The 13,359-nt window shown below is 55.0% G+C and carries 4 protein-coding genes, 2 tRNA genes, 4 rRNA genes and 1 pseudogene; 4 read left to right on the top strand and 7 right to left on the bottom strand.

Going from position 1 to position 13,359, the window contains the following annotated elements:
• The first annotated feature begins 3 nt into the window (after nt 1–3).
• The 3 genes from FFH21_RS27480 to FFH21_RS27490 are packed head-to-tail and all read left to right on the top strand — an operon-like array spanning nt 4 to nt 4,892.
• Nucleotides 4–951 carry a diiron oxygenase gene (locus FFH21_RS27480; protein ID WP_011169890.1) on the top strand — a complete coding sequence of 316 codons (948 nt, stop codon included), beginning with the start codon at nt 4–6 and terminating at the stop codon, nt 949–951.
• A complete protein-coding gene (locus tag FFH21_RS27485) occupies nt 948–4,382 on the top strand; it encodes a non-ribosomal peptide synthetase (RefSeq protein ID WP_011169891.1) in 3,435 nt (1,144 codons plus the stop codon). Before FFH21_RS27480 ends, FFH21_RS27485 begins: the two co-directional genes overlap by 4 nt.
• A 33-nt stretch (nt 4,383–4,415) precedes the next feature.
• Nucleotides 4,416–4,892, top strand: a complete 477-nt coding sequence (locus tag FFH21_RS27490) for an SRPBCC family protein (protein ID WP_004660968.1) — start codon at nt 4,416–4,418, stop codon at nt 4,890–4,892.
• A 109-nt stretch (nt 4,893–5,001) separates the two neighbouring features.
• Here FFH21_RS27490 and rrf (FFH21_RS27495) read toward each other — a convergent pair.
• The 7 genes and pseudogenes from rrf (FFH21_RS27495) to FFH21_RS27530 all read right to left on the bottom strand — a co-directional run.
• Nucleotides 5,002–5,117: ribosomal RNA gene (gene rrf / locus FFH21_RS27495) — 5S ribosomal RNA — on the bottom strand.
• A gap of 106 nt (nt 5,118–5,223) precedes the next feature.
• Nucleotides 5,224–5,339, bottom strand: a 5S ribosomal RNA gene (gene rrf / locus FFH21_RS27500).
• A 160-nt stretch (nt 5,340–5,499) separates the two neighbouring features.
• Nucleotides 5,500–8,392: ribosomal RNA gene (locus FFH21_RS27505) — 23S ribosomal RNA — on the bottom strand.
• A 239-nt stretch (nt 8,393–8,631) separates the two neighbouring features.
• Nucleotides 8,632–8,707: transfer RNA gene (locus tag FFH21_RS27510), tRNA-Ala, on the bottom strand.
• Nucleotides 8,708–8,737: 30 nt separating this feature from the next.
• A tRNA-Ile gene (locus FFH21_RS27515) sits at nt 8,738–8,814 on the bottom strand.
• A gap of 123 nt (nt 8,815–8,937) precedes the next feature.
• Nucleotides 8,938–10,476: ribosomal RNA gene (locus FFH21_RS27520) — 16S ribosomal RNA — on the bottom strand.
• The 16S, 23S and 5S rRNA genes sit together here with 2 tRNA genes alongside, the layout of an rRNA operon.
• 589 nt (nt 10,477–11,065) lie before the next feature.
• Nucleotides 11,066–11,725 (bottom strand): annotated as a pseudogene (locus tag FFH21_RS27530) (CaiB/BaiF CoA transferase family protein); the annotation flags it as partial.
• Nucleotides 11,726–12,230: 505 nt separating this feature from the next.
• On the opposite strand from FFH21_RS27530, the gene FFH21_RS27535 reads away from it, so the two are divergent.
• Nucleotides 12,231–13,352 (top strand): Re/Si-specific NAD(P)(+) transhydrogenase subunit alpha, encoded by a 1,122-nt coding sequence (locus tag FFH21_RS27535; RefSeq protein ID WP_011169893.1) that lies wholly within the window; start codon nt 12,231–12,233, stop codon nt 13,350–13,352.
• The last annotated feature ends 7 nt before the right edge of the window (nt 13,353–13,359 follow it).

A 13,359-nucleotide genomic window follows, 5' to 3' on the forward strand; every position in this document is an offset into this window, starting at 1 on the left:
ATCATGAAAGCAGAAGACTACACGTCGTTCATCGATGCGTGGGAAGGCCGCGCCACCATCCGTACCCGTCCACGCAGAATGGTCGAGAACGATGAAAAACTGATCTACCCCCTCAGCCGTCAGCCGCTGGTGCTCAGTGACACGTTCACCCGCGAGTGCGCGCATTTACGCGATTACGCACTGGTGCAGAGCCTCTATAAATTCATCAACGATGTGGTGATCTTTGAAACCGAGATCGTCGACAAGACCGCACGCAGTATTGCCAAGGACAACTTCACGATTCGCTTCCCGTTTGCCTGCCGCTATGACGCGATGACGGTGGTGGTCGACGAGGACTATCACGCGCTGGTGGCGATGGATTTCATGCAACAGACCATCGCGCTGACGGGCATCGAGCCTATCCAGCTGCCTGCCGAAATCGAACTCAGCCGGGCCATACCCGCCGCGCTGGCTCTGGCCCCGGAGCATCTGCGCAGTGCAGTTGAGCTGATCTGCGTGGCTATCGCGGAAAACACCGTGACAAATGACGTAGCGGCGTTCGCCAAGGACGACTCGGTCAAGCAATCGGTCAAGGGAGTGATGGCTGACCATCTGCTGGACGAGGGACGTCATTCGGGTTTCTGGGCACGGCTGGTACGAATCTACTGGCACACCGCAGATGAGCAGGATCGGGAATCCATCGCGCGCATCCTGCCGGTGTTTATCGCTCAGTATTTGACCAATGACATACAGAACGGCTTCGATTTCACCCTGATCGAACACTTGCAGGTGCCGGACACCATCAAGCAGGCGCTCAAGGATGAAACCAGGGCCGTGAGTTTCCCAGTCAACCGCCACCACCCACTGGTCGCCAATATCATGCGCTTCTTCAAGAGCAGCTCGATGCTGGACGATCCCTGTGTGCAGCGTGCGCTGGCGGACTATCTGCCGGTTCAGGGGACGCTGCAATGAAGCGCCTGGAGATTGTGCTCATCGGTCACAGCCTGACCCTGAGCGAGCTAAATACCGAGCTTCAGGACCACGGGCATGGCGTGCGGCACCTGTCTGACCAGCAGGCACTGTATGCGTTGACGATGCCTGACGGTTGCGTCCTGATCGAGGACGGCAGTCTGGACCTTCGCGGGGTACGAGGCCACGGCACTCATCTGGGCCTGCGGGTCGGCTTCAGCGCGGCGCTGGCGCACGGTCTGCCTCGCCTGGAGCTGCTCTGCTGGCATGGGCCGGCCTATGTTCGACGCCTGATAGCTCATGAGTGGCTGCCGGCCGAGGAGTCAGGCAACGGCCGCGTACTGCGTGATGCGGCTGTAGCAGGCATGGTGGGGATGGTGGCATTGCAGGTCAGCCGACTGTCCAGGGACGATGATTATTTCAACAGTCTGCCTACTGCAACACCCGCTCAGAGTGACCGGCAGGATGGTTTGCAGGCGATTGATCATTTGCTCTTCGAGCATCGTCTGAATCAGACAGAGCAATCCCACCTGCTGAAGCGGGCTGAAACCTCGATCACCGAGCGGCTGGAACAGGCGCTGCTGATGTTTGCCGAACGTCCAGCACTGTCCGTTCGCAATCAGACGCTCAGCTATCGTGAACTGCACGCGCACAGCATCGCCATTCAGCGCCTGTTGCTGCCTTTGCTGGCGTCTGCGAAAGCCGACACGCCTCCGGTGATCGGCATCTGCCTGCCCAAGTCACCCGAGTTGTATGCGGGCATTCTGGCGATTCTGGGCTGCGGTGCGGTTTATCTGCCGCTTGATCCTGGCCAGCCTTTGCAGCGTCAGCAGTACATTCTGGAAAACTCGGGAGCGATGCTGTTGCTTCACGACGGCTCGCACCCTCTGGCCGCTGCGGAGTTTCCGGCACTGGATATTGCTGCGGTGCCTATGGGGAATCCCGTTTCAGCCCGCATGCGCGTTCATGCCGCGCAGAACGCGCCCTGCATGGCGCTGTACACGTCAGGCACCACCGGGCAGCCGAAAGGCGTACTGCTCAGCCAGCACAACCTCAGCCATTTCACTGCCTGGTACGCCGAGTATGTGAGCCTGCGCGAGCAGAGCCGGGTGCTGCAGTTTTCTACGTTGAGCTTTGATTCGTCGATCATCGACATTTTTCCCACCTGGCTCAATGGTGCCGAACTGGTGGTGCCTGATGAAGATCAGCGGCGCGATCCATTGCAACTGGTCAGCGTGCTGCAACAAGGCATCACTCACGCGTTTCTGCCACCGGCATTGTTGAGCATTCTGCCGCTGGATCAGCCTCTGGGACTGGAGCATGTCATGACCGGGGGTGATGTCTGTGAGCCGCATGTGATTGCACAGCTCACCAGGCAGTGTCATTTCCACAACCTGTATGGCCCCACCGAAGCCACCGTGTTGATCACGGCCTGTGAGTTCGCGCCGTCCAGCAGCAATCGGCATCTGGGACGACCGATTGCCAACAGCCAGGCATGGATTCTCGACGAGCAATTGCAGCCCGTAGCGGAGCAAACGCAGGGTGAGCTGTATATCGTCGGTCCTGGTGTTTGCCTGGGCTACGTAAACAATCCCCAGCTTACCGCCGAGCGCTATGTGTGGCTGACCAGGCCGGACGGGCAGCAACTGCGGGCCTATCGCACTGGCGATATCGCCAAGTGGACGGCTGAAGGCATCGTGCTGAGCGGACGCCGCGATAATCAGGTGAAGATTCGCGGCTTTCGGGTCGAGCCGGAAGAGATCGAGCATTGTCTGCGCGACAGCGGGCTGTATCGACAAGTGGCTGTGGTGATCGACGAGCAGCGACGCATTCTGGCGTTTCTCGCTCAACCGTATCTGGAGCATGACGAACAAGCGTTGAGAGCGCATGTGCAACGTCTGCTGCCTGACTACATGCATCCTGCTGTGTACACGACGCTGCCCAGTCTGCCGTTTGCCAGCAACGGCAAAGTCGATCGCAAAGCACTTCTGGAAATACCGCTGAGCTTCAGCGGGCAACGCACTGGTCGTCTGCCGCAGACCGAGCAGGAGCAAGCGCTGCTGTCGTTATGGGCCGAACTGCTGGAACTGCCGTCAGAAGATATCTCTACGGACGAAAGCTTTTTCAATCTGGGCGGTCATTCGATTCTGCTGTCACGTCTGTTGCTGGGGGTTCGTGAGCGGTTTGGGCGCAGCATTCCAATCAACCGTTTTATCGAAGCACCTACCGTCCTGACACTGGCCAGCCTGATCGACAGCGATGGTGCTTCGGCTTACACCATCAGTGCGCAGGCACTGTTGGATGCCGATGCGAATAACCCGCTGGCGACTTTGCCCATCAGCCAGTTGGGTGATGTTCACAAGGTAATTGTCACCGGTGCCAACGGTTTTCTCGGTGTGCATATCGTTGAAGCGCTGTTGAACTGGGGGGCGACAGAGATCGCCTGCCTGGTTCGTGAAGCTGCGGGGCAAAGCGCACAACAGCGTTTCGAGCATTCACTGCGGGAAAACCGTCTGGATCATCTGGACCTGAGTCGCGTGAAGGTCTACGCCGCTGACGTGACAAGGCCCAGGCTGGGTCTCAGTGAAGCGGTATATGAACGACTGGATAGCGAGTTCGGTGCGCTGGTGCATAACGCTGCCAATGTGAACCATGTGCAGGACTATGAAACCCTCGTCAAAGACAATGTTGCGCCGGTCTTTGAATGCCTGAAGCTATGTGAGGGGCGCAGCAAAAAGATCTTCAACTTCGTCTCGACCCTTTCCGCCTGTAGTGCAGTTGATGCTGCCGGCAATGTGCTTGAACAGCCCGCTGCCGCTACCCCGCCGATCTACATCAAGAACGGTTACAACCTGTCCAAATGGGTAGCTGAGCGTGTTCTGCAGCGCGCGCGCGAGCAAGGTGCCTGGGTGAACATCTATCGGCCCGGCAACATAGCGTTCAACAGCGTCACCGGCGTATGCCAGCCGCAAAAAAACCGCCTGATGCTGATGCTCAAAGGCTCGCTGCAACTGGGTCAGGTTCCGGCGTTCGCCATCAACTTCGACCTGATGCCGGTGGACTTCCTGGCACGCTTCATCGGCTTCCATGCCAGTCGCTATCAACCGGAACACGCTGTGTTCAACCTGCATAACCCCGAGCCCTTGAGCTGGAATAACTATGTGGAAGCCTTCCGCGGGGCAGGCCGTCAGTTCGAGTTGGTCAGCGTCGAGCAATGGCAGGCCCAACTCAGCCGTGTCGACAGCCAGAACGCTTTATTTGGCGTGCTGGGTTTCTATCTCGACGGGTTTGAAGAAGACATCGGCGACATCTCGATGATCGAGTACCGCAACACCCTCAGCGGTATTCACCGTATGGGCGGGCATTACCCGCAGAAAACCCCTGAGCTGCTGCGCAAGGGCTGCGATTACCTGAAAGAAATCGGCTTCATCTGAATTGATACCCCACTGACGTAAATGGAGAAACACATGAGCACACTTCACAGTAATCTGAAGCCTGACACCCTTATCCAGAACCCGGTGTCGTGCCGAGTGGCTTCAGCCGTGGAAGTCCCCGGTAATGCAGCCAGCGTATGGGCTGTGGTCGGGAATTTTGGTGGTTTCCAAGCCTTCATACCCGCGCTGGACAGCATTGAGGTCACAGGGGAAGGTAAGGGCTCGGTTCGAAGGAAACTGTTCAAGGACGGCAACGTGGCCATCGAACAACTGAACTCCCGGGATGATCAGGCGCTGTACATGACCTGGTCACTGATCCACACCAGTTTACCGGTGAGTAACCTATGGGCGGCAATGACTGTTGAAGCTACCGGGGACGATGCGTGTGTCGCTCGTTGGACGATCGTTGCCGACCCTGTTCAGGGAGGCCCTGAAGGGGATGCATTTGAAGCGTTTCTTCAGGGGTTTGCTGACGGTGCGATGAGTAACGTACGCAGCCTTTTTGGCTGACTCATGCACTATCCAGTCCGCTCAGCGCGAAAACCTGCGCGGGCTTTTTTGGGGCTCCATAACGACAAAACCCCTCATCGCAAACGCAATGAGGGGTTTCGGAATTCAATCTTGACGATGACCTACTCTCACATGGGGAAACCCCACACTACCATCGGCGATGCATCGTTTCACTGCTGAGTTCGGGATGGGATCAGGTGGTTCCAATGCTCTATGGTCGTCAAGAAATTCTGTTGCCGATCCGTTAACAGGTAACGTCTCAGCGAATTTTGATGCTTCTACTTAAACAAAAACCCTCAACGCGTAAGCGATGAGGGTTTCTGGAATTTAATCTTGACGATGACCTACTCTCACATGGGGAAACCCCACACTACCATCGGCGATACATCGTTTCACTGCTGAGTTCGGGATGGGATCAGGTGGTTCCAATGTTCTATGGTCGTCAAGAAATTCGGGTACCGAATCGTGCCATGCGGCGCGCTTCAGCAAATCGGGTATGTGATAGCTCGGTGCGTTTGTGACGCAAACTTTCGGTTCGTGTCGTCTTCACAGTCACCGCAATCTGATGCTCCTGTCAGGAAGTCCACTCAAATTGCTTGGGTGTTATATGGTCAAGCCTCACGGGCAATTAGTATTGGTTAGCTCAACGCCTCACAGCGCTTACACACCCAACCTATCAACGTCGTAGTCTTCGACGGCCCTTTAGGGAACTCAAGGTTCCAGTGAGATCTCATCTTGAGGCAAGTTTCCCGCTTAGATGCTTTCAGCGGTTATCTTTTCCGAACATAGCTACCCGGCAATGCCACTGGCGTGACAACCGGAACACCAGAGGTTCGTCCACTCCGGTCCTCTCGTACTAGGAGCAGCCCCTCTCAAATCTCAAACGTCCACGGCAGATAGGGACCGAACTGTCTCACGACGTTCTAAACCCAGCTCGCGTACCACTTTAAATGGCGAACAGCCATACCCTTGGGACCGGCTTCAGCCCCAGGATGTGATGAGCCGACATCGAGGTGCCAAACACCGCCGTCGATATGAACTCTTGGGCGGTATCAGCCTGTTATCCCCGGAGTACCTTTTATCCGTTGAGCGATGGCCCTTCCATACAGAACCACCGGATCACTAAGACCTACTTTCGTACCTGCTCGACGTGTCTGTCTCGCAGTCAAGCGCGCTTTTGCCTTTATACTCTACGACCGATTTCCGACCGGTCTGAGCGCACCTTCGTACTCCTCCGTTACTCTTTAGGAGGAGACCGCCCCAGTCAAACTACCCACCATACACTGTCCTCGATCCGGATAACGGACCTGAGTTAGAACCTCAAAGTTGCCAGGGTGGTATTTCAAGGTTGGCTCCACGCAGACTGGCGTCCACGCTTCAAAGCCTCCCACCTATCCTACACAAGCAAATTCAAAGTCCAGTGCAAAGCTATAGTAAAGGTTCACGGGGTCTTTCCGTCTAGCCGCGGATACACTGCATCTTCACAGCGATTTCAATTTCACTGAGTCTCGGGTGGAGACAGCGCCGCCATCGTTACGCCATTCGTGCAGGTCGGAACTTACCCGACAAGGAATTTCGCTACCTTAGGACCGTTATAGTTACGGCCGCCGTTTACCGGGGCTTCGATCAAGAGCTTCGCTTGCGCTAACCCCATCAATTAACCTTCCGGCACCGGGCAGGCGTCACACCCTATACGTCCACTTTCGTGTTTGCAGAGTGCTGTGTTTTTAATAAACAGTCGCAGCGGCCTGGTATCTTCGACCGGCGTGGGCTTACGCAGTAAATGCTTCACCCTCACCGGCGCACCTTCTCCCGAAGTTACGGTGCCATTTTGCCTAGTTCCTTCACCCGAGTTCTCTCAAGCGCCTTGGTATTCTCTACCCAACCACCTGTGTCGGTTTGGGGTACGGTTCCTGGTTACCTGAAGCTTAGAAGCTTTTCTTGGAAGCATGGCATCAACCACTTCGTGTTCTAAAGAACACTCGTCATCAGCTCTCGGCCTTGAAATCCCGGATTTACCTAAGATCTCAGCCTACCACCTTAAACCTGGACAACCAACGCCAGGCTGGCCTAGCCTTCTCCGTCCCTCCATCGCAATAACCAGAAGTACAGGAATATTAACCTGTTTTCCATCGACTACGCTTTTCAGCCTCGCCTTAGGGGCCGACTAACCCTGCGTCGATTAACGTTGCGCAGGAAACCTTGGTCTTTCGGCGTGGGTGTTTTTCACACCCATTGTCGTTACTCATGTCAGCATTCGCACTTCTGATACCTCCAGCAAGCTTCTCAACTCACCTTCACAGGCTTACAGAACGCTCCTCTACCGCATCATCAAAAGATGATACCCGTAGCTTCGGTGCATGGTTTGAGCCCCGTTACATCTTCCGCGCAGGCCGACTCGACTAGTGAGCTATTACGCTTTCTTTAAAGGGTGGCTGCTTCTAAGCCAACCTCCTAGCTGTCTAAGCCTTCCCACATCGTTTCCCACTTAACCATGACTTTGGGACCTTAGCTGACGGTCTGGGTTGTTTCCCTTTTCACGACGGACGTTAGCACCCGCCGTGTGTCTCCCATGCTCGGCACTTGTAGGTATTCGGAGTTTGCATCGGTTTGGTAAGTCGGGATGACCCCCTAGCCGAAACAGTGCTCTACCCCCTACAGTGATACATGAGGCGCTACCTAAATAGCTTTCGAGGAGAACCAGCTATCTCCGAGCTTGATTAGCCTTTCACTCCGATCCACAGGTCATCCGCTAACTTTTCAACGGTAGTCGGTTCGGTCCTCCAGTTAGTGTTACCCAACCTTCAACCTGCCCATGGATAGATCGCCCGGTTTCGGGTCTATTCCCAGCGACTAGACGCCCTATTAAGACTCGCTTTCGCTACGCCTCCCCTATTCGGTTAAGCTCGCCACTGAAAATAAGTCGCTGACCCATTATACAAAAGGTACGCAGTCACCCAACAAAGTGGGCTCCCACTGCTTGTACGCATACGGTTTCAGGATCTATTTCACTCCGCTCTCCGCGGTTCTTTTCGCCTTTCCCTCACGGTACTGGTTCACTATCGGTCAGTCAGTAGTATTTAGCCTTGGAGGATGGTCCCCCCATATTCAGACAAGGTTTCTCGTGCCCCGTCCTACTCGATTTCATTGCAAAGGGATTTTCGCGTACAGGGCTATCACCCACTATGGCCGTCCTTTCCAGAACGTTCCGCTAATCTCAATACAACTTAAGGGCTGGTCCCCGTTCGCTCGCCACTACTAAGGGAATCTCGGTTGATTTCTTTTCCTCAGGGTACTTAGATGTTTCAGTTCCCCTGGTTCGCCTCTTGCACCTATGTATTCAGTACAAGATAACCATCTTATGATGGCTGGGTTCCCCCATTCAGACATCTCCGGATCACAGTCTGTTTGCCGACTCCCCGAAGCTTTTCGCAGGCTACCACGTCTTTCATCGCCTCTGACTGCCAAGGCATCCACCGTATGCGCTTCTTCACTTGACCATATAACCCCAAGCAATCTGGTTATACTGTGAAGACGACATTCGCCGAAAGTTTGCATTCACAAACTTTACCTTAGCCCGGACACGCACCAGTGAAAGAGGTGCCCGGTCTATTTCTTTCTATCACATACCCAAATTTTTAAAGAACGATCTAATCAAAGACTAGAAATCAACATTCATGCACTGATCATCAGGATCAATGGAATGCTCATTTCTAAGCTTTCAAACAGAAGCAGTAAGTGGTGGAGCCAAGCGGGATCGAACCGCTGACCTCCTGCGTGCAAGGCAGGCGCTCTCCCAGCTGAGCTATGGCCCCGTATTTCTACAGGCGTTTCCCACACAAAATTGGTGGGTCTGGGCAGATTCGAACTGCCGACCTCACCCTTATCAGGGGTGCGCTCTAACCAACTGAGCTACAGACCCAATTTCGAGCTTGTAGCCGCTAGCGTTGAGCTATCAGCTTGGAGCTTAAAGCTGCTTCTAATCGTCTTCTTCAATGAATCAAGCAATTCGTGTGGGTGCTTATGGTGCAGCTGAGTCGTCGATTAAGGAGGTGATCCAGCCGCAGGTTCCCCTACGGCTACCTTGTTACGACTTCACCCCAGTCATGAATCACACCGTGGTAACCGTCCCCCCGAAGGTTAGACTAGCTACTTCTGGTGCAACCCACTCCCATGGTGTGACGGGCGGTGTGTACAAGGCCCGGGAACGTATTCACCGCGACATTCTGATTCGCGATTACTAGCGATTCCGACTTCACGCAGTCGAGTTGCAGACTGCGATCCGGACTACGATCGGTTTTGTGAGATTAGCTCCACCTCGCGGCTTGGCAACCCTCTGTACCGACCATTGTAGCACGTGTGTAGCCCAGGCCGTAAGGGCCATGATGACTTGACGTCATCCCCACCTTCCTCCGGTTTGTCACCGGCAGTCTCCTTAGAGTGCCCACCATAACGTGCTGGTAACTAAGGACAAGGGTTGCGCTCGTTACGGGACTTAACCCAACATCTCACGACACGAGCTGACGACAGCCATGCAGCACCTGTCTCAATGTTCCCGAAGGCACCAATCCATCTCTGGAAAGTTCATTGGATGTCAAGGCCTGGTAAGGTTCTTCGCGTTGCTTCGAATTAAACCACATGCTCCACCGCTTGTGCGGGCCCCCGTCAATTCATTTGAGTTTTAACCTTGCGGCCGTACTCCCCAGGCGGTCAACTTAATGCGTTAGCTGCGCCACTAAGAGCTCAAGGCTCCCAACGGCTAGTTGACATCGTTTACGGCGTGGACTACCAGGGTATCTAATCCTGTTTGCTCCCCACGCTTTCGCACCTCAGTGTCAGTATCAGTCCAGGTGGTCGCCTTCGCCACTGGTGTTCCTTCCTATATCTACGCATTTCACCGCTACACAGGAAATTCCACCACCCTCTACCATACTCTAGCTTGCCAGTTTTGGATGCAGTTCCCAGGTTGAGCCCGGGGATTTCACATCCAACTTAACAAACCACCTACGCGCGCTTTACGCCCAGTAATTCCGATTAACGCTTGCACCCTCTGTATTACCGCGGCTGCTGGCACAGAGTTAGCCGGTGCTTATTCTGTCGGTAACGTCAAAACAATCACGTATTAGGTAACTGCCCTTCCTCCCAACTTAAAGTGCTTTACAATCCGAAGACCTTCTTCACACACGCGGCATGGCTGGATCAGGCTTTCGCCCATTGTCCAATATTCCCCACTGCTGCCTCCCGTAGGAGTCTGGACCGTGTCTCAGTTCCAGTGTGACTGATCATCCTCTCAGACCAGTTACGGATCGTCGCCTTGGTGAGCCATTACCTCACCAACTAGCTAATCCGACCTAGGCTCATCTGATAGCGCAAGGCCCGAAGGTCCCCTGCTTTCTCCCGTAGGACGTATGCGGTATTAGCGTCCGTTTCCGAGCGTTATCCCCCACTACCAGGCAGATTCCTAGGCATTACTCACCCGTCCGCCGCTCGCCACCAGGTACAAGTACCCGTGCTGCCGCTCGACTTGCATGTGTTAGGCCTGCCGCCAGCGTTCAATCTGAGCCATGATCAAACTCTTCAGTTCAAACATCTAACTGGGTTTTGAGAAAACCCTAAACTTGGCTCAGCAATCGTTGGCTACATCTTTGATTTCTCGCGGAGTAACTTGGGTTGCTGATAATCTGTTGACTTCAGTCTGACACCACAAGCACCCACACGAATTGCTTGATTCAGTTGTTAAAGAGCGGGTGGTTAAGAGCTTTCGTCTCAACCGAGGCGCGCATTCTACAGCGTCTCTTGTATCTGTCAAGCGGTTATTTTAAGAAGTTTTCAAAGTTTCCTTTGCAACTTCAACCACTTGCGCTTCGATCAACTCTTCAGTTGCTCATCAGCGGGAGGCGAATTATACAGCGTTACAACCGCGTGTCAAACTCTTTTTTCTCACCGCTGTCGATCACTGCAGACTCGACCTCCTTCCTCGCTGACTCTTCACTCCAAACCCTTGCAACCTATTGATCTACAAGGTTTTTTCGTTTCCGTCTGCGCCGGAAGTGGGGCGAATTATAGACAGATCACAGAGGGCGTCAACCGTTAATTTCAAAAACATCGAAATTAACCATTAAGGCCCTGTAGCTATATAGAAAAGCCCTTCGCAAACGCTTTCTTCTATATAGCTACAAGACCCCAGACTTGCGCAGCGCTGCAACCTCTTCACCCTCAAGCCCTAATAGCTCTTGAAGCACTTGCGCCGTGTGCTCGCCCAACAAAGGAGGCGCCCTTCTATATTCGACTGGCGTTTCCGATAGCCTGATCGGGCTGGCGACCTGCGGAACGCGCCCGCCCAACGCGTGCGGCATCTCTATAGCGAGCCCGCGCGCCATAACCTGTGGATCCGCAAACACTTGAGCAAGATCATTGACCGGGCCGCACGGCACGCCAGCCGCCTCAAGCTCGTCAACCCACTGAGCAGTGGTCTTGAACACCGTAGCCTGACGAATCAATGGAATCAGTTCGGTACGATGAGCCACGCGCAGCTTGTTGGTCAGAAAGCGCGAATCATCAGCCCACTGTGGCTGCCCCGCCACTTCGGCAAACCTTCTGAACTGGCTGTCATTGCCCACTGTCAGGATCAGGTCGCCATCGGCAGTAGGAAAAGCCTGATACGGCACTATATTGGGATGAGCATTTCCCAAGCGCCTGGGCGCAACGCCGGTGGTCAGGTAGTTCATGGCCTGATTAGCCAGGCACGCCACCTGCACATCGAGCAGCGCCATATCAATGTATTGCCCTGTATCGCTTTGATCGCGATGAGCAAGGGCGGCGAGAACGGAAAGTGGAGTCGGCGTCACTCAGCGCATTTCGCGACTGGCTGGTCGCTCAGGCCCGGAATTACCAGCTGCCCCAAGAGCAGATCTGACCAGCATTTCAGGTAGTCAACGGAAGATAACACCTACAGATATAACCTTATGTCGCGTTAAAACAACTTCTCGCTCGCCGCAAAAAAAGGACTTACCCCCTAATATTTACAGGGTCTTTTGTCCTATTTTGGCTTGAGTGCGATATTTTCGAGCAAAAAAATATTAATCACCTTTTTTGTACGGAATAGCGCCAAAACCCATACAGGTAATGGCCTGCGTCCAATTACTGCGACAATAGGTCACAGTGTGACTTGTAGTTAATATATAGTTTCGTTACAGAATGTATTGAAGCCCCCAAACTTCGCCTGCAAAATGCCCCGCCCCTGCTGCAAAGGGTCGTGCTGCCTGGCCATGCCAGATGCACCAGCCGTAGTGCACTGGCCTACACACGAACGATAAAAAATCGCGCAGGAGATTTGTCGTGCACATTGGTGTTCCTCTCGAAACGCAAGCGGGCGAAACCCGGGTAGCTGCTACCCCGGAAACCATCAAAAAGCTGATCAGCCAAGGGCACAGGATTACTGTGCAGAGCGGCGCGGGCATTCACGCCAGCGTTCCGGACAGCGCTTACGAAGCTGCAGGCGCCGTGATTGGGAGCGCGAACGAAGCGTTTGCGGGCGAGTTGATCCTCAAGGTTGTAGCGCCCGACGACAATGAGCTGAGCCTGATCAAGAGCGGCTCGGTGGTCATCGACATGCTCAACCCCTTCAACAATGAACTCATCGGCAAGATGGCCGCACAGGGCATCACCGCGTTCGCCCTGGAAGCCGCGCCGCGCACTTCCCGCGCGCAGAGCCTTGATGTGCTGTCTTCGCAGGCCAATATCGCAGGCTATAAGGCCGTGCTGCTTGCCGCCCACCACTACCCGCGCTTCATGCCCATGCTGATGACCGCTGCCGGCACTGTCAAAGCCGCACGGGTGCTGATCCTGGGCGCAGGCGTTGCCGGTCTGCAGGCCATTGCCACCGCCAAACGGCTGGGTGCAGTGGTTGAGGCGTCGGATGTGCGTCCGGCAGTGAAGGAGCAGATCGAGTCGCTGGGTGCCAAGTTCATTGATGTGCCCTACGAGACCGACGAAGAGCGCGAATGCGCCGAAGGCGTTGGCGGTTACGCCCGCCCGATGCCTGCCAGCTGGATGCAACGCCAAGCCGCAGCCGTTCACGAGCGGGCCAGGCTGGCGGACATCATCATTACTACCGCCCTGATCCCCGGCCGCAAGGCACCGGTGCTGCTCAGCGCCGAAACCGTGGCGCAGATGAAACCCGGTTCGGTAGTAATCGACCTGGCCGCTGCACAAGGCGGCAATTGCCCGCTGACTGTGGCAGATCAAGTCGTCGTCGAGCACGGAGTGACCATCGTCGGCCACACCAACCTGCCAGCGCTGGTCGCAGCCGATGCTTCTGCACTCTATGCCCGCAACCTGCTGGACTTCATGAAGCTGCTGTTCGACAAGGACGGCACATTCTCGATCAACCTCGAAGACGACATCGTCGCCGCATGCCTGATGTGCCGCGACGGGCAAGTCGTGCGCAAGAACGGCTGAGGACACA

The organism is Pseudomonas sp. KBS0707, from assembly GCF_005937945.2.
GTDB lineage: Bacteria > Pseudomonadota > Gammaproteobacteria > Pseudomonadales > Pseudomonadaceae > Aquipseudomonas > Aquipseudomonas amygdali.

Coding starts and splice junctions, on each gene's coding strand:
- FFH21_RS27480 (WP_011169890.1), top strand. CDS start 4: ATGAAAGCAGAAGACTACACGTCGTTCATCGATGCGTGGGAAGGCCGC.
- FFH21_RS27485 (WP_011169891.1), top strand. CDS start 948: ATGAAGCGCCTGGAGATTGTGCTCATCGGTCACAGCCTGACCCTGAGC.
- FFH21_RS27490 (WP_004660968.1), top strand. CDS start 4,416: ATGAGCACACTTCACAGTAATCTGAAGCCTGACACCCTTATCCAGAAC.